The organism is Pseudomonas sp. KD5 (assembly GCF_012932895.1).
Lineage (GTDB): Bacteria > Pseudomonadota > Gammaproteobacteria > Pseudomonadales > Pseudomonadaceae > Aquipseudomonas.
Genome location: NZ_JDWJ01000006.1, coordinates 303,745 through 326,530, shown reverse-complemented (window position 1 = coordinate 326,530; position 22,786 = coordinate 303,745). Strand labels below are relative to the sequence as shown.

The 22,786-nt window shown below is 58.4% G+C and carries 12 protein-coding genes; 4 read left to right on the top strand and 8 right to left on the bottom strand.

Going from position 1 to position 22,786, the window contains the following annotated elements; genetic code table 11:
* Positions 1–33: 33 nt before the first annotated feature.
* The 3 genes from AF70_RS15850 to AF70_RS15840 form a co-directional block, all read right to left on the bottom strand.
* On the bottom strand, positions 34–5,094 hold the full coding sequence (locus AF70_RS15850) for an NEL-type E3 ubiquitin ligase domain-containing protein (protein WP_028939474.1): 5,061 nt from the start codon (positions 5,092–5,094) through the stop codon (positions 34–36).
* Positions 5,095–5,245: 151 nt separating this feature from the next.
* Positions 5,246–8,356, bottom strand: coding sequence for a transglycosylase domain-containing protein (locus AF70_RS15845; protein ID WP_028939473.1), 3,111 nt, complete (start codon positions 8,354–8,356; stop codon positions 5,246–5,248).
* A 335-nt stretch (positions 8,357–8,691) separates the two neighbouring features.
* Positions 8,692–9,150, bottom strand: a complete 459-nt coding sequence (locus AF70_RS15840) for a transposase (RefSeq protein ID WP_028939472.1) — start codon at positions 9,148–9,150, stop codon at positions 8,692–8,694.
* Between the two features lie 688 nt (positions 9,151–9,838).
* Between AF70_RS15840 and AF70_RS15835 the strand changes: the two genes are divergently transcribed.
* Positions 9,839–11,260 carry an amino acid permease gene (locus AF70_RS15835; RefSeq protein WP_019581581.1) on the top strand — a complete coding sequence of 474 codons (1,422 nt, stop codon included), beginning with the start codon at positions 9,839–9,841 and terminating at the stop codon, positions 11,258–11,260.
* A gap of 54 nt (positions 11,261–11,314) precedes the next feature.
* On the opposite strand, the gene AF70_RS15830 is transcribed toward AF70_RS15835, so the two are convergent.
* The gene (locus AF70_RS15830) at positions 11,315–12,439 is read right to left on the bottom strand and encodes an OpgC family protein (protein ID WP_028939471.1); all 1,125 of its coding nucleotides are present in this window, start codon (positions 12,437–12,439) and stop codon (positions 11,315–11,317) included.
* A gap of 257 nt (positions 12,440–12,696) precedes the next feature.
* Between AF70_RS15830 and AF70_RS15825 the strand changes: the two genes are divergently transcribed.
* From AF70_RS15825 to AF70_RS15815, 3 genes are read left to right on the top strand one after another with little or no spacing between them, the layout of a single operon-like run.
* The gene (locus AF70_RS15825; protein ID WP_018926640.1) at positions 12,697–13,638 is read left to right on the top strand and encodes a glycosyltransferase family 2 protein; all 942 of its coding nucleotides are present in this window, start codon (positions 12,697–12,699) and stop codon (positions 13,636–13,638) included.
* Position 13,639: 1 nt separating this feature from the next.
* Complete coding sequence (locus AF70_RS15820; protein WP_028939470.1) at positions 13,640–15,148, top strand: glucosyltransferase domain-containing protein; 1,509 nt, start codon at positions 13,640–13,642, stop codon at positions 15,146–15,148.
* Positions 15,145–16,734, top strand: a complete 1,590-nt coding sequence (locus AF70_RS15815) for a glycosyltransferase family 39 protein (protein ID WP_028939469.1) — start codon at positions 15,145–15,147, stop codon at positions 16,732–16,734. The genes AF70_RS15820 and AF70_RS15815 overlap by 4 nt, the downstream gene beginning before the upstream one ends.
* Here AF70_RS15815 and AF70_RS15810 read toward each other — a convergent pair.
* From AF70_RS15810 to AF70_RS15795, 4 genes are all read right to left on the bottom strand, one after another.
* Entirely contained in the window at positions 16,712–18,331 is a 1,620-nt protein-coding gene (locus tag AF70_RS15810; RefSeq protein ID WP_028939468.1) for an FMN-binding glutamate synthase family protein, read from the bottom strand. The two genes, AF70_RS15815 and AF70_RS15810, sit on opposite strands and share 23 nt — an antisense overlap.
* 280 nt (positions 18,332–18,611) lie before the next feature.
* Positions 18,612–20,018, bottom strand: coding sequence for an ATP-binding protein (locus AF70_RS15805; protein WP_028939467.1), 1,407 nt, complete (start codon positions 20,016–20,018; stop codon positions 18,612–18,614).
* Positions 20,015–21,826, bottom strand: a complete 1,812-nt coding sequence (locus AF70_RS15800; protein WP_028939466.1) for a DAHL domain-containing protein — start codon at positions 21,824–21,826, stop codon at positions 20,015–20,017. Before AF70_RS15800 ends, AF70_RS15805 begins: the two co-directional genes overlap by 4 nt.
* Complete coding sequence (locus tag AF70_RS15795) at positions 21,823–22,782, bottom strand: cytochrome-c peroxidase (RefSeq protein ID WP_028939465.1); 960 nt, start codon at positions 22,780–22,782, stop codon at positions 21,823–21,825. The genes AF70_RS15800 and AF70_RS15795 overlap by 4 nt, the downstream gene beginning before the upstream one ends.
* Between the last annotated feature and the right edge of the window lie 4 nt (positions 22,783–22,786).

Sequence of the window (22,786 nt, the reverse complement as noted above, 5' to 3'; positions counted from 1 at the left end):
GAAGGCGTTTGTTTGCCTTCAGGGCACTGGCGGTTACCCGGCGTTGAGCAGCGCCTGTCGGGTCAATCGTCTGCTCAGCTGTTTTTCCTCGTAGCCGATGTCATTCAGCAATCCACCGTAGACCTCGTCGGTCATTTCTTCATCGGTGAGCACACGGTCTTCCTGGACGTTCAGTTGATTGGCAAGCTCCAGCAGTCGCTTCTTGAGTGCCTGTCTTTGCGCTATCACCCGTCCTTTGGAATTCGCCCAGGAACGCTGGGCCTCGCGCAATTCATCCAATTGATCGGTTCTGATTTCATACGTCCGGGCATTGCGCCTGAACTCCGCGGGATACATGTCATGCAGGTATTTTTCCCAGAACGACTGCTCGATCATGTGATTGATCAAACCGTCGCCGTCTTCCATCGACATCACGGTATCGAAGGCCGTATCGAGCATTTCGGCACTTACGCCGGCCACGGGTCGATAGAGCATGCTCTCCGATTGCCAGGGTAAGCCGAGACGCTGGGCAAGGCCGGTCTCGTAAGCGAGGAACACTTGGACTTCATCGGGATTACCTTTTCGGCTGGCGAAATCCGCCCGGGCGATGTCATCCACCCGTTCGAGACGCGCGGCGCCTTTGGCCAGGGTCACCAGTTTGCTTTCCAGGATCGCGGCCGATGTCGACTGGGCATAGGCCTCGCTGACCAGGACTTTGATGCCCATGTTGTTGAATACCTGGGCACCGGCGTCGGCGCAGGTGGTCGGTGCGGTCGCCATCTCGAACAATTCTTTGCGCAATGTCGTGTCCAGGTCGATGGCCTCGATCATTCGCCATACGCGATCACTCAGTCGTTTGCGCCGCTCGCCACCGGCGCGGTAGTCGGCCGATTCGGTCTGCTTCTGGATCAAGCGGAAGAACCCTCGAGAGTGTGGCTCGGTCATCAGGTCGTGCCAGGCTTCGACCCTGAAGATGCCCACGCCTGCGGCCTTGTCGCCCCACCATTGGGAATCGTCGGACATGGGCCACTGATCGATCGCACGATCGGCGATGGCCAAGTACAGATGATCCGGGCTGATGCCGACTGACTTCCGGTAGTCCATATAGACAATCTGGTTGGTGTCCGAAAGATCGGTCGGAAACAGTCGCGTGCGTGCCACGAGGCGCGCGGCGTCCGAGCCGGGAACGACCGATGGGATGTCGCGCAACGGGTTTTGCATCAGGTCCAGATAAAACCCCCGCGGGCGATGCTTTGCGAACAGGCCGTCAGGCCAGGCAGTTGCGCCGGTGTTGCTCAAACTCAGAATCTTCAGTTTCGGCATGCGTTCGACGTTCGGCAGCAGACCCAACTGTGGGTTGTCATCGAGCCTGAGCGTTTCCATGTGCGTCAAATGCCGCAGTTGCTCGACGGCCGGGCGGGTTAGCCGGATCCGGTTGTTCATCAAACGCAGCGTGCGAAGGAAATGCATTTTGCCAATCGTTACCGGTAGCTTTTCCAATCCGCAGCCTCGGGCACTTAGTTGCCGAAGATTAGGGAAATCCTTCAACAGCCCTGTAGCGCTGGTGGAAAAACCGGTGCGGTCCAGATTCAGCGTACTGACCTGGTCGAGGTAGTACTTGAGATCAGGCAGCTCACTCCACCACAGCTCCAGATCGAGCGTGTTGAACTCCGTAGAAAGGTCCAGCACATACCCGCCTTCGAGTGTGGCGCTGCGCTCGCCAAAAGCCGTCGATTTCTTTTGAAAACAGGCGATGAGCCGCTCGCAAATGTGCAACCCGCCACCACTCACGAACCCGTCCCGATCCGGGCCCCAGGTTTCAGGTTGGCGACGCCGCCATTTGTTGAGTGTGACTTGAAGATCGTACAGTTCGCGGTCAAGTCGATCGAGGGTCTGGCGCGCCTGAGGTTCTTCGCCCAGCGAGCGGACAAAGGTGTTGATCTCGCGCTCGTTCAAGTGCGGGTAAATGCCCTGCACCCGTTCCGCCAGGGTGGCCCTTTGTGTGGATAAGCCCGGGCCACGCAACAGCAGCAAGGTGTCTGGGTCGCCGACCGGACGAATCGGCGGCTCAGCCAGCGCGATCCGGCGCTCGGCGGGGGCTTCGGTTTTGACCAGCACCCATTGTCTGAACAAGGCTCCCTGGCCGGTTCGATATCCCAGTTGCCGGCGTTTGCCGGCCGGCAGAGCGTTGAGTACCGATTCGTAAAAGTCGTCGGCTTCGTGCAATTTGTGGTTGCCGGCGTCCCACACTTCGTACCGTGCCCCGGCGTCCTTGATCAATACCCGGATGAGCGACGCGTCTTCTGCTCCGACGCTGCATCGTAGCGGCCCGATGTTGGTGCCCTGGCGGACGTCGATACGCAAATCGCCGAATACGTCGGTGTGAATCCTGAGCGCATTCAGCACCAGTCGCTCAGTCTCTGGCACCCAGCGCGCCTCATCGGTGAAACCTTCATAGGCGTGGTTGGCCCGGGTTTCGAAGGCCGCTTCACGCGCCTGGTTTTTCAGGTTCAGTGGCAGGCGTTTGTCCTGTGTCATGCGTTCGAGCTCAGCGCCGCTGGCACTGTTGAGCAGTACCGTTGCCGCTCGGGTCGGTAGCTCTGGAGCCACGTCGCGCAGTCGTTGGACCTGCGGGTTGGCGCTCGCTTGTGCAACTTGATAGCGCTGATTGAAGATATCGGGCCTGAGGCGGTCTGCCTCGTCAGCCAGTTGATTGCGCAGCGCCTGGAGCTGTTCTTCCTTGGCGACATCCGGGCGGAGCAGCGCTTGAAGTTCTTCCTCGCTCAGAAACTCGATGAGCTGCTTTGGCAGGTCACCCTGCATGAGACGGGACAGACTGGTGGCGAGCGTCTGTTCGTCGCTCGCCTGGGCATTACCGTAGGTGCGGAACCGACCTGTCAGGTCGGTGTTTGCGTAAACTTTCAGAGCCTTGTCCGAGGGCCAGCCTTCAAGGTAAGTCGCCAGCGGTTCGAACCAGTAAGAAGCGGGATCGATAGGCCGTCCGTAGCGAATGTCATCAATAGCCTGCTCGGTTTGCTGCTGGATGTCTGCGCGATCAAGACCGTCGGTGAGCAACGGCGGCGGTGCGATGTTTTCGACGTACATTTGGCGTAATGCAGCCGCTTCGGTGCCGCTGGCAATGCGAATCTGCTCCAGCTGCGCATCGTTGAAACCGTCGACGCGGTGACCGAGACGCCGCATCAGTGTCGGGTGGTCCCAACCTTGCGGGTTTTCCGCTTCATGTGTCCAGGCGCCGAAGCCATTGTGTTTCAGCTCGGGTAAATAGGCCTCGCCGCGATGGGGGTGTTTGACACAATAGGTGCCCGTTTTCGGGTCGTTTTGCACGGCGTAATGTTTGTTGTCCAGCAGCAGAATCTTCTGACCTTCGTGGGTATGCAGACCCAATGCGTCAGGCACGGAGTCGGCCGGTAACTCGATGTCCGGCTGCTCGTAGGGCTTGAGGTCGGGATGCCACAAGCGCGGCTGGCCGTTGGGCAGTGCCACCGGTTTCATGCCTTCGATCAGCGGTGATAGTTTCAAGCGAGCGACCTCGCCAATCTTCACGCCGGCAGCAAACGCCGCCAGTTGAATGGCATCCGTCACCACGCCGACGATATGCTCGGCAGCTTCGGTCCATAGCCCCAACGTCATGTCGACGATGCCTTCGATGACATCGCTGGCCATCTGATAGGCGGTGTAGACCATCATCAATTCACCCAGCCCCGGAACGAATGGCGTGACGACCATCAGTGCGACGTTGAAGATGTCCGAGACAATTTTCTTGACGTTCTCCCACCAGGCCCATCGGGCATTGCGATCGGTATCGGCGGTGGACACCGCGATGTGTCGCGCATCATTGAGGATCTTGTTCAGCTTCTGCTGATAGAGGTGCTCCCATAACTCACCGCGCATAGGTGCGGTGCTGAACTGTAGATTGGGGGGGCTGACCGGCTCTTCCCGCCAGCTCGGGCGTTGGTCCAGTGGCTCTTTTTGATGCCATTTAACCTCGAACAGGCGTTGCGCCAACCCGCCGAAAAAATGCCCGCGCTCGGAGTGGTTTACGAACCGGCTGAAGTACTGGCGATAAGTCATTCCGGTAGACGATATGACAGCGTCATCACGCAGTTGGCGAGTCAGTTCATTCATGAATGCGATAGTCGACGGGTACTCTTTCAGTGGATGCTCCGGGTCTTGCGGGACGTAAGCAAATATTGGTACGACATCGCGGGTTCGACCCAAGTCCGGTGTGATCAGTACGATCCCGGTCAACTGGCTATCCATAATGGACAATTCAGCGAAGTGCATCACCCGGCCTTTACGGGTGAGGTTGCGCTGACCATCAAGCATCTTCAGGATCAAATCGCGGGCGTCGGCGTCAATGTCATCGGTCATCACCGCCTGTTGAGCAGCCGCTTTGAACGCGGCTTTCTCGTAATTGACGATGTTGAGTTTCAACATGTCCTGAGCAAGGCCGTCACTGGGCAGCAACTGTTCTTCGAGGTATCGGGTGTAGCGGGCGCCGATGTCCAATTCACGACATAAGGTCTGAAATTGTGCGATGGACATTTTGTGTTTGATCGGCCGAATGTCGAAGTGCCCGCGCGCATCGGGTTGACTGATAAAGTCCGAGCCCGATTCGCAGGTTTCGGTCAGCGCGAAGTTGTGCAGGGCGGCGTCCAACAATGAGACCGTACGGGTCACCACACCGCCTGAGAGGTCAACGACATACCAAGGGCGTTCTCTGGGTAAGTAAAGATGCAGGCAGGTTGTCTTTACATCAACGTCGACACCGTATTGTTCCAACAACGCGTCGGTCAGTAACGGTTCGGCGAATTTATAAATGTTTTGTAACTCTTCAAGAGCCCGTTCTACCCTGTTTTGAGCGGACCAGAGTTTGATATTGGACTCTTGTAATCGGGTGTGATCGATGTCTGTGGCGGTCTTTATCCATTGCCCGATTGCCGTTTGAGTGAGGCTTAGCTCCTGAGCCCTTTGCAAAGAGGCGCTTTTGAAGATGGGGTGGATCCGGTTTTGGATAAAATCGTAATGGCGGCCATTTAAATCGGCAGTTTCCGGTAATGAATCACCCAATATACTTCCTTGTATTTCAGACATGTTTTTATAAAACCTTGAATATCCATGAGAGTCACCAGCCTAACTCCCAAGGCTCAAAGTAAAAGTCTGAATTACTGTTCTTGAATACGTGTGGATACTTGCCGACGCATTGAGATTATCAATGCCGAAAATAATTAATTACCACCCGTGATCAGTGTCGGGCGACTTCAACAGGCAGGCATCCTGTATGACTCCCCGGTTGCAGGTAAGGCATCAGAATCGGTGCCATGCCCTTGAGCACTTGCACCGGCAGCGCCGAAGTAAATTTGAAGGCTTCGGCCGAGCGCCCCGGCACGTAGGCGGTCAAGGTGCCGAAATGGCTATCGCCGATGTAGAACACGAATGTTGCGGTGCGGTTGATCGATTTCGAGCTCAGAATCCGCCCTCCCGGACCGATGGCTTCGATGCGGTTGTCGCCGGTCCCGGTTTTACCGCCCATGGCCAGCGGGGTGCCGTTGGCCAGTTTGAAACTGCCTGCCACGCGTTTGGCCGTGCCGGCATCCACCACTTGCGACAAGGCCTCGCGCATGGCGGTTGCCACCTCGGAAGGCATTACGCGTTTGCCGACGACCGGATTGTTGATCAGTTGGGTTTCATAGGGCGTACCGGCCGCGAAGTGCAGGCTGTCGATACGCAGCGTCGGCAGGCGTACACCGTCGTTGAGGATGGTGCCGATCAGCTCCGCCAGCGCGGCGGGGCGGTCGCCGGAGCTGCCGATGGCGGTGGCCAGCGAGGGCACCAGGTGGTCGAACGGATAGCCGACTTTCTGCCAGCGTTGATGAATGTCGAGGAACGCCTCGATCTCCAGCATCGTGCGGATGCGGCTGTCACGGGCACCCTTGTGTTTGCTTTTGAACAGCCAGCTGTAAACCTCCTGGCGTTCGAATTCGCTGGCTTTGACGATCTGGCTGAACTTGGCGTCGGGGTTGTTCAGCAAGTAGCCCATCAGCCACAGATCCAGCGGGTGGACCTTGGCGATGAAGCCCTGATCCGGCAGGTCGTAGCTGCCCGGGCCGTAACTCAGGTACAGGCGTTCGAGGCGTTCGTCGGTGAGTTTTTCCGTGAGCTTGGCGCCTTTGAGGTGTGAACGCACGAAGGTGTTGAAGCTCTCCTGGTCGGCCTGCGGGAATAGGTAGCGATGCACGGCAGCCATGCGGATCGGTGTCGGGTGCATGCTGTCGAGGAAGGTCTCGAGGCGGGTCTGAGTGTCTTTGTTCTGGTACTTCTTCCAGAATCGCAACAGGAATGCGGTGCCTTCGCGGTCGGCGAACTGGGCCAGGTATTCCTGACGCCGCGGGTCGCGGTCGTCCTTGAGCAATTCGGCGCTGCTGTTGGGGCCTGCGTAGGTGCTGTAGCGCACCAGGTCGCGCATCAGCCGAATGAACGGCAGGTTGATCGACTCACGAATGGCATCGCGCAGGGTCGGCATGCGGCCGTTGTCTTCCTTGCGGAAGTTAACGAACGTGTGCAGCCCGCCGCCGGTGAAAAAGGCCTCGCCGGGGCTGGCGGAATATTTGCGATCCAGGGCGGCGCCGAGCATTTTTGGCAAGCTGCGGTCCGTGTTCTGAATCATGTACTCGACGGCCCAACTGCTCAGGCGATCCTGTTCGGCGACTTCGGTTTTCTTCAGTTCGGCAACGGTCATGCCTGCGTAGCGATCGTGCAATTCGGAGATGATCTGCAGGTAGGTGGTGAGCACGCGCATTTTTGCGGTGGAGCCCAGTTCCAGCTTGCTGCCTTCATTGATGTCGAACGGTTGGTCGGTGCTGTCGGTCTGCACCCTTACCCGCGAGCCGTCCGGGGTCAGTTCGAACAGGGTGAAGCTGTAGCGCACCTGCGTGGTGCTGGTGGGGGTGAGCAGGCGTTCGCCGATCAGGCCGATTTCCGCTGCATAGGCTGGGTCGGCCAGATGCTTGAGGTATGCGGTGGCCTGGGTTTGCAGCTCGCCTTGCAGGGTGCTGGTGGCGGAAAGGTCGAGGCGGTCGAGGTCATACAGCGGACGGTTGAGCAAACTGCCCAGCCGACTGCGCGCGACACTGATGCCTTTGTTGGTTTCGATCGGTTGGATGGTGGGCTGGGTCTGCCAGTCGCGATAGGTCACTTGGCTGGCCAGTGCCGCCGCCGCGAGCGGCGCATCGATCACCCCATTTTGTGACAGCAGGCGAATATGGCTGTCGGTCAGGCTGGCCAATTCATCGCGGCCCTTGGTCAAGTAGTGGGAAGGGCGGCGTTGAGCAATCATCAGCGACAGCATTTCACGCAGGGCCAGGCCTTTCTCCGCCAGGCTTTTCTGATCGGTGTCGGTGCTGGCCAGCCGTTCGTTGGCCTTGTTGAAGTCGGCGCCGTACCACACACGCAGACCTTCGGCCATGCCATGCACTTCACCGTGGCCCGGTACCGCGGACAGCGGAACACTGTTGAGGTAATCGCGAATCACATTTTGCCGTACCTGAAGGGTTTCCGGCCCCGTCTGATAGGCCCGCACGCTGGCGGAAATCATTTGGCGGATTTTTTCCGCGCCCGACACGGTCAAGCCGTCGGGTGAGTGTCGATATTTCTCAAGCTGTGTCGCCAGTGTACTGCCGCCCGCCGATTGGCCGGGCAGGCGCAACAGCTTGGCTACCTGGGACCACGCGGCCATGCCGAACCGCGGCCAGTCCACGGCGGGGTTGGCCAGGGGCTGGCGCGGATCGAGCAGAAAGCGGTTTTCGATGAACAGCAAGCTGTTGACCACCACCGGCGGGATCGCCGCAAAGCTTGAATAGAGCTGTTGTGGATACTTGAACTGGTACAGCGGGGCCGCGCGGCAATCGGTGATCGACAGCCCGGCCTGGATTTTCTCGGTATAGGGAATGAAAAAGCCCTTGTCGCTGTACTTCATCAGCGCAGGCGAAAAGCGGGTTTGCGCCGCTATCACGTAATCGCGTTTGAGCAGGCGCGGCAGAAATTCATCCAGGGAGCTGTAGCCCAGACGCTGATCGAACGGGCCTTCGCCAGGGTAGCGAATCGCGTCGCTGGGGCCGGGTTGCAGTTCGTATTTCAGCGAGGCGGCATATTTGCTGATTTCCCGGGCTTGGAACTTGGAGGTGCGCATTTCCTTGGCTGCGGCCAGGCCCAGGACAATCAGGATAATCAGCAGCAGCAACCAGAACGCCCCCCAGCCGTGCCGTGAACGACGGGGTTTTTCAGGTAAAGGCGCTTCATCCACACGTTCAGTCGGAACCACAGTGTCACTCGAATCGGTTTGCCACAAAGCGCCCATAGTCGACTGATCCATTCACGCAGATTGATCGGACTTGTTTGAAGCTTAGACGGTGGTTGGCATTGGTGAAAAAATTGTGAACAACCAAATATCAGATGCGCATCATTACCTGTGGCAAGGGAGCTTACTGTGGACAGGGACTTACTGTGGTGAGGGGGCTTACTGTGGTGAGGGGGCTTGCCCCCGTTCGGCTGCGCAGCAGCCGTGAGCCCTTTAAATGCGGCGTGCCTGAAAAATTCAGTGCTGCTGTTTTTTGGGGACTGCTGCGCAGTCCAACGGGGGCAAGCCCCCTCGCCACAACAGCCCCCCTCGTCACAGAAATCCCTCACAGATATTTATAGCCAGCAGGCATCCCATAGCGGGTAATCGCCAATTTTCTTGACCAGCCCCGCTCTTAAAGGATTGGCAACAATGTAACGAGCGAATGGCAGGAGTTCTTCTCCATCGCGGATTGCCCGGTCGTGGTAGCCGCTTTGCCATAGCGGACCACACCGACCGTTCATTTTGTTCACTGCCAGGGTGCAGCGTGACTTGGTAGAGCCGACAACATTGCCCAGATTGTTGCCCTGCAGTTGCATTAGCCAATGAAAATGATCGGGCATCGCAACCCAGGCAATTGAATTCACTAAACCCGCATCGTGAGCTCGGCGCAGTTCTGCGACAAGCAGACGCCCCAATCGCCAGTCAGAGAATATGGGTTGGCGCTCGTGAATAACTGCGGTGATGAGGTAAGCGCGGCCGTTTTCAGAGGCTCTGCCAAAGCGCAGGCGATGAGAGTTTGGTTGAGTAGGCAATCCATTGCTTCCTTGCGTAATAGTCAGGTGACCCTTCCACGCTAGTGCCCGATTGTCTGTTTCGGTTCTGCAAATGCTGAGTGAAGATTCTGATTCCTGTGAAGGATTCACTGCAGCAAGAAACCTATTGTGGTGAGGGGGCTTACTTTGGTGAGGAGGATTCCTGTGGCGAGGGGGCTCGCCCCCGTTCGGCTGCGCAGCAGTCGTGAATCCTGTACATGCGGTGTGTCTGAAAAAATCAAGTGCTGCTGGTTTTTGGGACTGCTGCGCAGTCCAACGGGGGCAAGCCCCCTCGCCACAGGAAACCTCCTATTCACAGGAGGTGTCGTCTGAAAGGGTTGAGCTAGACGCATCGGAGAGGTAAATGCTGCCTAGGTAGGGGCATGACGATGCACCATTGCTGTGCAATACTCCGTGCGGTTTCAGTGGCGAAAAAACCTGCATAAGCCAGGTAATGCCACTCCGTTCTGCGGGAATTACCCGTTAGTTATCGCTGAATATTGTGTTTTATATAGTGAAAACACCTGTCGTTAGCTTTTTATACTGCACGCCCCGCTGATCTTGGAGGTTTTGTCCTACAAGACGTGTCTGTCCACAAGACAGGCCCGGTTTCACCAGGCACTGGCCTATCGGTCGGCGCTTCGACACTCGGTGGTCATATCCAATAACAAGACGAGGTTGCACCCCTATGCCAGTCGGCAATCACCTGCCTCACGGCGAGACCGCTCAGGGCGGCCCGCTTAAACGCGAACTGGGCGAACGGCATATTCGCCTGATGGCACTCGGTGCCTGTATCGGCGTCGGCCTGTTCCTGGGTTCGGCCAAGGCCATCGAAATGGCCGGCCCGGCCATCATGCTCTCCTACATCATCGGCGGTCTGGCGATCCTGGTGATCATGCGTGCCCTCGGCGAAATGGCCGTGCACAATCCGGTCGCCGGCTCGTTCAGCCGTTATGCCCAGGATTACCTCGGGCCTTTGGCGGGTTTTCTGACCGGCTGGAACTACTGGTTCCTGTGGCTGGTGACCTGCGTCGCGGAAATCACCGCAGTGGCGGTGTACATGGGCGTCTGGTTCCCCGACGTGCCGCGCTGGATCTGGGCACTCGCCGCGCTGGTCAGCATGGGCTCTATCAACCTGATCGCGGTGAAAGCCTTCGGTGAGTTCGAATTCTGGTTCGCCCTGATCAAGATCGTCACCATCATTGCGATGGTGGTCGGCGGTATCGGCGTGATCGCGTTCGGCTTCGGCAACGACGGCGTCGCCCTGGGGATTTCCAATCTGTGGGCCCACGGCGGCTTCATGCCCAACGGCGTGCAAGGCGTGTTGATGTCCCTGCAAATGGTGATGTTCGCCTACCTCGGCGTCGAGATGATCGGCCTGACCGCCGGTGAAGCGAAGAACCCGCAGAAGACCATCCCCAATGCTATCGGCTCGGTGTTCTGGCGGATTCTGCTGTTCTACGTCGGCGCCCTGTTTGTGATTCTGTCGATCTACCCATGGAACGCCATCGGCACCCAGGGCAGCCCGTTCGTGATGACCTTCGAGCGTCTGGGCATCAAGACCGCCGCTGGCATCATCAACTTCGTGGTGATCACCGCGGCGTTGTCGTCCTGCAACGGCGGCATCTTCAGCACCGGGCGCATGCTCTACAGCCTGGCGCAGAACGGCCAGGCCCCGGCCGGTTTCGCCAAAACCTCGAACGGCGGTGTGCCCCGTCGTGCGTTGCTGTTGTCGATCGGCGCGTTGTTGCTGGGCGTGCTGCTCAACTACATGGTGCCTGAGAAGGTTTTCGTCTGGGTTACCGCGATAGCCACCTTCGGCGCGATCTGGACCTGGGTGATGATCCTGCTGGCCCAGCTCAAGTTCCGCAAAGGCCTGAGCGCCAGCGAACGTGCCGGCCTGAAATACCGCATGTGGCTGTACCCGATCAGTTCGTATCTGGCGTTGGCTTTCCTGGTGCTGGTGGTCGGCCTGATGGCGTACTTCCCGGACACCCGAGTGGCGCTGTATGTGGGCCCGGCGTTCCTGGTACTGCTGACGGTGTTGTTCTACATGTTCAAGTTGCAGCCGACCAACGTGACGCAAGGCGCGGTGCGTTCGGCTTCGTAAGTTGTAACGCCAGCCATGCAAAAGCCCCAGTCAGAATGATCGGGGCTTTTGCATTTAAACGGCTGCCACGGGTATCGGCACATTCAACCGCTTATTGAAATCCAGCCAAACCCCCAGCAACGCCATCAACCCGACCCCCAACATTGCGCTGAATAGCTGCATCGCCAATACGTTCCCACCCAAGGCATTGAGCATGTCCGCCAACGGCGCCAGCAACACACCAAAACAGAACACCTCCAGAGAATATCGGCCCATGCGACAGCTTTGTCGCGCCAGCCAGTGTTGCGTCCAGCCCGTGTCCGGCAACAACCTGGCGGTGACGTAGGCGAGGGCGAGGAAGTGCAGCAGACGCGCCGGTGAGAGGTTGGTCTTGCTGATCGGATAGAGCCATTCGCCGAGCCATTGGGGCATGAACTCGTCATGCACGGTCGGCCATTTCCACGACAGCGCGATCATCCCGGTCATTACCAGATAGGTCAGAGCCGCGATGAAAACCGGCTGTCGAGTCAGCGGTCGAGGTTGCGGCGCCCGAGGCCTTTGCCGGTGAATCGCCGCTGCGCCCCCGAGAATAAACAGCAGCTGCCAGGCCATCGGATTGAAAAACCACACCCCCCCGTCGGTGCCCGCCAGGTTCCACTGCAACCATGGCGCCAGCAGGTACAACACCACCGACAGCCCCACCACGTATTCAGCCTTGCGCAGCAGCATCGGCAGTACCAGCGACAGGCCGAGCAGCAACAGAATGTACAGCGGCAACGGGTCCATCAGGTTCGGTTTGAAGCGCAGCAGCAATTCATCCATCAACGCCTGCTGCGGATTGCTCAGGAAATACTGCAAGCCCATTTCCTGCACCAGATCGCGGGTTTCCACGTGGCTGTTGGCGAAAAATACGATGCCCATCAGCAGCGCCAGCAAAAAGATGTGCACTACATAAAGCACCCAGGCGCGTCGCAGGATCTTCACCGTAGCGACCATGAGCCCGTCGCGCCGGGCGATCTTGCCGTAGGCCAGCACGGCCGCGTAACCGGCCAGGAACACGAAAATCTCCGCCGCATCGCTGAAGCCGAAGTTACGCACCGTGAACTGCGCGAGCGGGTTCTGCGGCACGTGGTCCCAGAAGATAAAGATCAGGGCCAGGCCGCGGAAAAAGTCGATTCGGTGATCGCGTCCAGACGTCATGAAGGCGGGCTCTTGAACGGGCTGTTGAATAAGGAGTTGCCGGCGCCGCAAAAGAGGGTGCGCCGCACATTGGCGGCGCGCAGGGTGCCGTTATTCACAGGCAATTGCAAAAGGCTGGATATTACCGAATGTCTCAGATGCTTATAGCGAACGGATAGAGCGGCGTGGCCGTCGGTCTGCCGGACTGTCCGCGCACCAGAACTCCCCATGATGGCATCTGGCGAGCATCTACACTTCGGTTCTCAGGAGTGTGAAACGTGAAGGTTTCGCTGATTGTCCCGGTATTCAACGAAGAGCAGGCGATCAGTCTGTTCCACCAAGCGGTGCGTCGTGAGTTGAAACTTGACCCTTATGAAGTCGAGATCGTGTTCATCAACGACGGCAGTACCGACCAGACGGCTGAGCAGGCCAAAGCGCTGGCTCAGGTCGATGAACAGGTATTGCTGATCAATTTCTCGCGCAACTTCGGCAAGGAGCCGGCGTTGTTTGCCGGGCTGGAGTACGCCACCGGCGATGCGGTGATCCCCATGGACGTGGACCTGCAGGACCCGATCAGCGTCATCCCGCGGTTGATTGCCGAGTGGCAAAAGGGTGCCGATGTGGTACTCGCCAAGCGCCGGGATCGTGCCAGCGACAGTTATTTAAAACGCCACAGTGCGGCAATGTTCTACCACCTGCTGAACAGGATTTCCTACACCCGTATCGAAGAGAACGTCGGGGATTTCCGCCTCATGGACCGCAAGGTGGTCAATGTGATTCGCGCACTCCCCGAGCATCAGTTGTTCATGAAAGGCGTTCTATCGTGGGCCGGTTTCACCACCGTGGTGGTGGAGTACGAGCGGGCCCAGCGGGTGGCGGGACGCAGCAAATTCAATGGCTGGAAGCTGTGGAACCTGGCGCTGGAAGGCATTACCTCGTTCAGCACCGTACCCTTGCAGTTGTGGACTTACATCGGCGGCGGCATTTCAATCTTCGCGGTGCTGTATGCGGTGTACATGGTGCTGGACAAGATTTTCTTCGGCAACAGCGTCCCCGGTTACCCTTCGTTGATGACGGCCATATTGTTTCTGGGCGGTGTGCAACTGATCGGCATCGGCATTCTTGGAGAGTATGTCGGTCGCATCTACATCGAAGCCAAGCATCGGCCCCGGTATGTGATCAAAGACGTCATCGGCGGCAAAGACCGGGTCGGGCTTTAGCATGGGCAGACTGGGCGATTTTTTCAGCGGCGAAATCGGCCGTCGTCGGGTCTGGCTGTTTTTTCAACTCGCGACGCTGATCTATGTCATTCCGCTGATCCTCGCCGACTATCCCTACATCGATGACAACTGGCGTTCGCTGTCCGCCGGCACGGACTGGGTGGGGCAGGGGCGGTTGTTCACCGAGCTGTTCTACAACGCGCTGACCTTCAGCGATGCCGCGCCGAACATCTTTCCGTTGCCGCTGTTGATCGCCTCCCTGGCCATGACTTTTGCGTTGACCAGCCTGACGTTTCATTACTACCCGCAGCCGACGCTATCCTGCTGCATGGTGGTGTTGCCGCTCTGGTACAACCCGTTCTTCCTGCAGAACCTGTCGTATCAATACGACGGACCGACCAATGCCTTGAGCCTGGTGGCGGTGATCTATGCGATCACGTTTCGTCATCCTTCGCGCATCCTGCAATGGCTGGTGCCGGCCTTCCTGATTGCCCTGGGGCTGGGGCTCTATCAGGTGAGTATTAATGTATTTCTGGGCCTGTGTTGCCTCGAACTGCTCAGGGGCGCGAACGATAAATGGGCCTGGCCGCAATGGTGCGAGTTGATCGGCTGGAAACTCGCGCAGGTGGTGCTCGGCGGGTTGATCTACAGCGTCACCGCTTATCCATACATGGATCAGACCCGCGTTTTGTTCCTGAACTGGGCGGCAGCACCCTGGCTGCAACTGGAAATCAACATCGGCCGCGTGCTGGAAAAAGTCGCGCTGCTGTTTCACGGGGGATTCGCCTGGGTGTTCGCCGTGCTGCTGTTGTGCGCCATCGCGGGCAGCGTGCAGCTGGCCCGGAACGTGGTGGCACGCCAGGACACGGCGTTGAGAAGAGTGCTGATGGGCCTGGCATGTGTGCTGTCCGTGCCGACCGTGATTTTTCTAGTGTCGGGGGCTGTGTTGTTTTTCCGGGATTTCAATGAAGGCGCCAGAACTCTGATGGGGTTCGCGGTGCTGTTGGTGCTGCTGTTCTATTTGAGCCATCTGGCGTTGGCACGCATTCATGAGCGGCTGACGCTGCTGTTGGTGGTTCCTCTGTTGGCCATGCTTTCGCTGTCCTACGCCTATGGCCGCGTGCTGTCGGTGCAGAACACCTTTGCCTCCAGCGCGTTGTTTTCCCTGGGGCATGACATTGCATCCCATCGGCAACTGCGTGAGGCCAAGCGCATTTACATGTCGGTGAGTTATTCCGATCACTGGCTGGTGGAGGCTGCGGGCTCGTTCAAGCAGATGCCGGTTTTGCATTATCTGCTGAACATCAACTTCTACATGCTGGCGGAAAACCTGCCGAAAGCGGGCATCACCAACGTGGTCGCGGAGCGGGAGCGACGCAACGCGACGCTGATGGGTTATCAGGGTTATCCACCGCTGGTGGATAACAAGTTCTACAGCCTCTATCTGTTGGGTGACTACGGTTTCATCGTGATGAAAGAGCCAACGCCGATCGCCACGCTTGCGTGGTGAAAACGGTGAGCGCTCCTGCGATCTATCTCAAACGCTTGCCATCCGGGGTTGCCGACGGTGCGGGTTTGCTGGTGGTGCTGGTGATCGCATTGTTGGCGAGATTTCACGCTATCACCGTGCCGGTCATCTGGTACGACGAGGCTTACAGCATACTGCTGGCCGAGGGCTCGCCTGCGTACATCTGGGCCACAACGGCTCGGGATGTTCATCCGCCGCTTTACTATGTCTTGCTGCATTACTGGATGGTGCTGTTCGGTCATGGCGTGTTGTCTGCGCGGTCCCTGAGTGCTCTGGCTGATGTCGGCACGTTGTTGCTGGGCATTAAATTGATGAGCCTGTTGGCGACGCGAAGGGCGACATGGATCGCAGCATTGTTGTTGGCGTTGCTGCCGATATCGGTGCGCTACAGCCAGGAAGTGCGAATGTACACCTTGTTGGGGTTTTGGCTGATGGGCGCGACTGTGGCGCTGGTGTGCTGGGTCAAGGCGCCGGATCAAAAGCGTTACCCGGTCGTTTACGTGCTGCTGATGACGGCGGCTTTTTACACGCACTACTTCGCCGCATTGTGCGTGTTGGTGCATTGGCTTTTTTGGTGGCGAGTGCGCAAGGTCCAGGGTACGGTATCGGTACGTGCGTGGATATTGGCCAACAGTGCAATCGTCGTGTTGTACCTGCCGTGGGCACCGCCTCTCATCAGTCAATTGCTGCGAATGGATGGGCTCGAATGGATACCGCCACTCACCTGGCCGACGGTGCTGACCTTCGTTTGGCAACTGGTGGTGATGGAGGGTTCGACCAGTGACTTATGGCGCGTGACACCCTTGGTCTTGATCATTGTTTGCGCCGCTGCGGTACTGCTCAAAGCACGTAATGAACGACCTTTCAGCGTCTTGCTGGTGAGTTATTTCTTTGTGCCGGCGCTGACCGTGTTTCTGGTGTCGCTGATCGTGCCGGTTTTCAATGCCAGGTACCTGGTATTCGCCGCCGCTGCGTTGCCCCTTATCGTTGCGCTCGCACTGGACGCATTGAGCCAACGCCACGCTGTCCTTGCTGCTGTCGCCATGGTTTTTATTGTCTTGGTGCAAGTGCACGGACTGTCAGCGATTTACGCACAAACGGATGAGATGAACGGCACCACTATTCGCAGAGACGCGAAGCTGGATGCCGTCGTCGCCGGTCTCGGCCGTGAAGCCCATCCGGATGACGAAATCGTTGTGGATAACCTGTATTGGTACTTGCCGTTCATGTACTACAACTCGACAGGCATTCAGCCGAGGCTATACGTCTTCAAAACAGCGACCGGCACCTTGTGGGGAACCGCCGAATACGGTGGCTGGGCACTCATTCCCCGTCACCTGCACTCGATTTTCTTCAATGATTTTTCGACCCTGAAACTCAATGCCAGGAGAGTCTGGTGGGTGACGGGCATTGCTCGTCCTGAGCATGACGCTTTGTTTCCGAAACATTGGAAGCAGGTGCTGACGCTAAGGGAAGGGGGCAGTGAGGCTCGTTTGTTCATCGTGGAGGACGCGCCAACCGCTGAGATTGGCGCGCAAACACACGCTATGCAGCAGCCGCATCATTAGGCTCAAAACTATCCGCCCGTGCCATCTGCCACATCCGCGAGTAAAACTCGCCATTCACCTCACCGGTCAGCAACTCCCCCGGTTTCAAGAACACATGCAACTGCGAAAACAACTTGATCTCGGTCGCCGACATGCGTCGCACCAGATGCTTGGCCGACAGCTGTGAAGGATGGTCGAGACCCGCGGCGGCGAGCATTTCGGCCAGGGCCTTCAGTGTATTGCGATGGAAGTTGTACACACGCTGGGCCTTGTCCGGAACAACCAGCGCGCGCTGGCGCAGGGTGTCCTGGGTGGCGACGCCGGTCGGGCATTTGTTGGTGTGGCAGCTTTGCGACTGGATGCAGCCGATGGCGAACATGAAGCCGCGCGCCGAGTTGGCCCAGTCGGCGCCGATGGCCAGGACGCTGGCGATGTCGAAGGCGCTGACGATTTTGCCGCTGGCGCCGAGTTTGATCTTGTCCCGCAGGTTCAGGCCCACCAGGGTGTTGTGCACGAACAACAGGCCTTCACGCATCGGTACGCCGATGTGGTCGGTGAATTCCACAGGCGCGGCGCCGGTGCCACCTTCCTTGCCGTCGACCACGATGAAGTCCGGGAGGATGCCGGTTTCCAGCATGGCCTTGGCGATGCCCATGAATTCCCACGGGTGGCCCAGGCAGAACTTGAAACCCACGGGTTTGCCGCCGGACAGTTCACGCAGTTGCGCGATGAAGTGCATCATTTCGATCGGTGTGGAAAACGCACTGTGGCGCGACGGCGAAATGCAGTCTTCGCCCATCGGGATGCCACGGGTTTCGGCGATTTCCTGGGTGACTTTGTGTTTGGGCAGAATGCCGCCGTGGCCGGGTTTGGCGCCTTGGCTCATTTTGATTTCGATCATCCGCACTTGCGGGTTCTGTGCCTGGGCGGCGAAGCGTTCCGGGTCGAAGCGGCCATCGGCGGTGCGGCAGCCGAAGTAGCCGCTGCCCAGTTCCCAGGTCAGGTCGCCGCCGTTTTCCCGGTGATAGGGGCTGATGCTGCCTTCGCCGGTGTCATGGGCGAAGTTGCCGAGTTTGGCGCCCTGGTTCAACGCGCGAATGGCGTTGGCGCTGAGGGAGCCGAAGCTCATGGCCGAGATGTTGAACACCGACGCCGAGTACGGCTGGGTGCACTGCGGGCCGCCGACCATCACCCGGAAACTGCTTGGGTCGCTCAACGGCGCCGGGCGCATCGAGTGGCCGATGAATTCGAAACCCGATTGATACACGTCGATCAGCGTGCCGAAAGGTTTATCGGCACTCTCGTTCTTGGCCCGCGAATACACCAGCGAACGCTGGGCCCGGGAGAAGGGCAGGGCATCGCTGTCGGATTCGAGCAGGTACTGGCGGATTTCCGGGCGAATGCCCTCCACCAGATAACGGATATTGCCCAGGATCGGGTAGTTGCGGCGCACCGCATGGGGGCTTTGCAGCAGGTCGAACAGACCCACCAGGCTGAGGACGCCGGTGACGGCGGTGATCGGCCAGAGCCAGTCGTATGCCAGGAAGGGCAGGCTGGCGAGGGTGAATATCACACAGACGGCAAAGAAGGCGTAGCGGCTCAGGAGTGACAGGCTCATACGGTTTCCTTGGGTTCGGACTCGGTCATGTAGGACCGTGGTATACAGGCTTTTGTGGCGAGGGAGCTTGCTCCCGCTCGGCTGCGCAGCAGTCGCAAAACCTGCTGACGGGATTTGTCTGACTGAACGCATTGCCTGTTTTGGGATCGCTTCGCGATCCAGCGGGAGCAAGCTCCCTCGCCACAGAGATCTCCTGTGTTAGCACAGAGCGTCAGGCATTCTGCGCCTGGAGAATAAACGAAAACAGCCTGGATTGAGATTTGATCCCTTGTTCGGCTGGTCAGACAGCCACTTTCGATTGGCGCACCGGCAGCTCGACCCGAAACGTGGTACCCACGCCGACTTCGCTGCGTACCGAAATATCGCCCCGGTGTTTTTTCACGATGCCATAGGACAGGGACAACCCGAGCCCTGTCCCCTGGCCCACCGGTTTGGTGGTGTAGAACGGGTCGAATATCTTCTGCAGGCATTCCGGTTCGATGCCTGATCCGGTGTCCGCGACTTCGATCGACACCGTTTCACCTTCAAGCCCGGTACGCAGGGTGATGGTGCCCCGTTCCGGCCCCATGGCCTGAGACGCGTTGACGATCAGGTTCATGATCACCTGATTGATCTGCGACGGCAGGCATTCGATGTCAGGCAGCGTTTGATACTCCTTCACCACATCGGCCTTGTACTTGAGTTCATTGGCGACGATGTTCAGCGTCGACTCGATGCCCTGTTGCAGGTTGGTCCACTGCCATTCCTGATTGGAGTCGACGCGGGAGAAGTCCTTCAAGTCTTTGACGATCTGCCCGACCCGATTGATGCCGTCCTTGGACTCCTTGATCAGCAGCGGAATGTCTTCGCGCAGAAACTCCAGCTCGACCTTTTCCCGGAGCTGGCCGAGACGTTCGAGGACCTCGCTTGAGGTAATGGCCGCCTCCGCCTCCCGATAGGCATCGAGCATGGTCTGCAGTTGCTTGAAATAGCCATCGAGGGTGCCGAGGTTGGAGGAAATGAAGCCGATGGGATTATTGATTTCATGGGCGACACCCGCCGCCAGTTGCCCCAGCGAGGCGAGTTTTTCCGACTGCACCAGTTGGCTTTCCAATTGTTTGCGCTCGTCGATTTCCCGCTGCAATGCTTCGCTGGCCTGTTTGAACTGGGCCGTGCGCTGATCCACCAGATGCTCCAGATGGCTCATCTGGATAGACGCCCGTTCGGTCATGTCCCATTTGGTGAGCAAGGTATTGGCCATCTGCTGGACTTCGATATTGTCGAACGGTTTTTTCAGAATCAGCAGGCGGTCGTGGGCGTGCAGGCGCTCCAGCAGTTCATCCCACGAATAGTCGGAATAGGCGGTACACACCACCACTTGCAGGCTCGGGTCTTCCTGCCACAGGTGTTCGATGGTCTGTGCACCGTCCCAGCCCTCGGGCATGCGCATGTCGACGAAGGCCAGGGCGTAGGGACGGTTTTCCTGTAAGGCCTGGACGAGTTTGCCCAGGCCCTCCTGACCGCCGTAGGCCGAATCCAGTTCGAACAGCGGTTGGGTGGATTTCACTTCGCTGCCGAACAGCGCGGCCTCCATTTCGTCCAGTTCTGCATGTTTGGCCGAGGTTGGGGTGAGGATTTTGCGAAAGTCATCATGGATGGACGGGGTGTCGTCGATCAGCAGAATGCGGCGGTTCGATAGGTCGCTCATGCTTCCTCCATGACGGGGTTCAACGGGATCTGCAAGGTGAACAGGGCGCCCTTGCCCGGTCCGTCGCTGTGGGCGGTGAGATGGCCGTTCATTTCGATCGCGGCCAGCGCACAGCTGTGCAGGCCGAAGCCGTGGCCTTCCTTGCGGGTGGTGAAACCGTGGGCAAAGATCCGCGTCATGTTTTCCGGCGCAATGCCTTCGCCGTCATCCTTGACGCTGATTTGCAGGATCGTGTCCTCGACGACTTTTACCCCAAGGGTGATCTGTCGGGCTCGGTTGCTGAGGTCGGACATGGCGTATTTGGCGTTGCTGATCAGGTTGATCAGGATCAGCAACAAGCGGTGCTTGTCGCCCATCACTTGCGGTACGTCGCCGTACTCCTTGACCACCGTGACGTGATGCCGGGTCAAGGCGCCTGCGTTCATGCGCAGGGCGTCCTCGAGCAATTCGCTGATGTACAGCGGCTCCACCAGGTTGTTGGCCCCCGCGTAGGACTGCTGGGTGGCGACGATGTCTTTGATGTGATCGACGCTTTTGCTCAACTGCGCGAGTTCCTCGGTCATGCCTTGCTGTTCGAGGGCAATCGCCTCCACCAGTTGATTCAAATAGCCTGGCAGTAGTTTTCCTTTTTCGTTCTGGGTCAGAAAAGTGCCGAGGTCGCTTTGATGCTCGTTGATCAGCTGCATCGCCTTGCCCAGCCCCTGGGCCTTGCTGCTACGCAGCCGGCGGCTGACCAGATCGGCCGAGATGTTCACGCTGTTGAGCACGTTGCCGACGTTGTGCAGCACGTTGGTGGCGATTTCGGCCATGCCGGCCTGACGCGCGGTGTCGAGCAATTCGCTCTGGGTATCCTTGAGTTCGCGAGTGCGCTCTTCGACCCGTTGTTCGAGGACTTCGTTGGCGGTTTGCAGTTCTTTGTTGACCCGCTGAGTCTCCCCGAAGCTGCGCATCAGGCGGATTGCCAGGTACACCAGCACCAGCACCAGCAGCGTCGAAAACACCAGCATGTAGAAGTGGTAGCGCTGGTCGATGGCATCGGTTTGCTGCTGGTCTTCGTTCAGCAGGCCGGTAATGTCGTCCAGTCGTTCGGCCACGGGAATGGCCTCGATGTTTTCCAGTAACCGATTGACCACCGGTTGTTCACGCAGGATCAGCGCGATGTGGTTGCTCAAAATATCGATCGGGCTGTGAAACTGCTCCGGCAATCGCTGCTTGTTCACCCCCAGTTTGTTCAGCCCCACCAGAATCTCGGCCGCTTTATCGTCGGAGGTGACCTGGGCGAACTCCAGGCTGCTGAGCAGCAAGTCGTAGGTGTCGGTGGCAATGTTCTGCAGTTGCAGTTTGTGTTCATCGGGCAGTTGGGCAAGCGGTTCCTGGATGTCGTCTTCGGCCGTGGGCAGGAACGCCAGTGAGTTGCGCAGCACCGCGTTGTGGGATTTGAACTGCTCCACCAAGCGGGTTTTTTCCTGGATGGCGGCAAGGTATGCCTCATGACTGGCACGCCAGGTCGGCGTGTCGTTGCGGCCGTGATTGGACTCCATGCTCTCGAACCGCTGCCACAGGCGCGTCATCTCGCTCAGCGGTGCCACCAACGGATCGTAATTGTGACTGATGGCGATCCTGGACTTGAGAATCTCGGTTTCCCATTGCGCATTCAACTGTTTGATCCGACCGATCAAATCCCGGGATTCGGCGTAGGTCGACGTCTCGTTCGAGCTGGACTTGAGGTACAGGAACAACAGCGTCGAGGCCAGCAGCACGGCCACGGCAGCGAGCAGCGCCAGGTTGCGGCGGGGGAACGTTTTCATAAAGGTTTGCCTCCCCATTCACCGGTCAAGGTCTTGAGGAATTTGATGATCAGGTCCTTATCCTTGTCGGAGGGCACACGGCCGAGCTGAAACTTGAACATCACGTCTACCGCCTCTTCGAGGGTTTTAGCCGAGCCGTCGTGAAAGTACGGCGCGGTCACGGCGACATTGCGCAGGCTCGGCACCTTGAACACGTTGCGGTCCTCTTCGGCCTTGGTGACCAGATAGCGGCCCAGATCGGCTTCGGTGGGGTTGCCACGAGCCTGAAAGTAATCACCCATGACCCCGAATTTCTGGAACATGTTGCCGCCGATGTTCACCCCCTGATGGCAGGCAATGCAGCCGTAGTCCTTGAAGCGTTGGTAACCGTATTTCTCGTCAGTCGTGAGAATGTCGGTATCGCCCGACAGGTACTGGTCGAAACGCGAGTTGGCGCTGATCAGCGTGCGCTCATACGTGGCCAGGGCACTTTGCACATTGTTCATGGTGACGCCGTCCGGGTAGGCCTTGGTGAAAGCGCTTTTGTAATCCGGGTCGGCGGACAGCATCTGGACCACATGCTCCCAATGACTGCCCATTTCACTGGGACTCTGTACCACTTCGTGGGCTTGGGTTTCCAGAGAATCGGCGCGGCCATTCCAGAATTGCCGGAAGTTCAGGCTTGCGTTGAACACGCTCGGGGTATTGATCGTCAAGGGATCGCCCTTGAAGCCAGTGGACAATGCCTTGTCGTCGGCGCCGCCGATTTCCAGGCGATGGCAACTGGCGCAGGACAGGCTGTTGTTGACCGACAGCCGTGGTTCGTTGAACAACCGGCGACCGAGTTCGACTTGCAAGGGATTCTGCTCGGGCACTGCGGGCAAGGGTTTGAGCGGTTCGTCCAGCGGTGCGCCACTGGCTATCAGACAACAACCGAGTAGAGGCGCAAGGAGCAAGTAGCAGAAGGAACGTGACATCTTG

Bases quoted from the DNA above. Each gene is read 5' to 3' on its own strand.
- AF70_RS15810 (WP_028939468.1), bottom strand. From the start codon at position 18,331: ATGAGCCTGTCACTCCTGAGCCGCTACGCCTTCTTTGCCGTCTGTGTG.
- AF70_RS15845 (WP_028939473.1), bottom strand. From the start codon at position 8,356: ATGGGCGCTTTGTGGCAAACCGATTCGAGTGACACTGTGGTTCCGACT.
- AF70_RS15820 (WP_028939470.1), top strand. From the start codon at position 13,640: ATGGGCAGACTGGGCGATTTTTTCAGCGGCGAAATCGGCCGTCGTCGG.
- AF70_RS15850 (WP_028939474.1), bottom strand. From the start codon at position 5,094: ATGTCTGAAATACAAGGAAGTATATTGGGTGATTCATTACCGGAAACT.
- AF70_RS15800 (WP_028939466.1), bottom strand. From the start codon at position 21,826: ATGAAAACGTTCCCCCGCCGCAACCTGGCGCTGCTCGCTGCCGTGGCC.
- AF70_RS15795 (WP_028939465.1), bottom strand. From the start codon at position 22,782: ATGTCACGTTCCTTCTGCTACTTGCTCCTTGCGCCTCTACTCGGTTGT.
- AF70_RS15835 (WP_019581581.1), top strand. From the start codon at position 9,839: ATGCCAGTCGGCAATCACCTGCCTCACGGCGAGACCGCTCAGGGCGGC.
- AF70_RS15805 (WP_028939467.1), bottom strand. From the start codon at position 20,018: ATGAGCGACCTATCGAACCGCCGCATTCTGCTGATCGACGACACCCCG.
- AF70_RS15830 (WP_028939471.1), bottom strand. From the start codon at position 12,439: ATGACGTCTGGACGCGATCACCGAATCGACTTTTTCCGCGGCCTGGCC.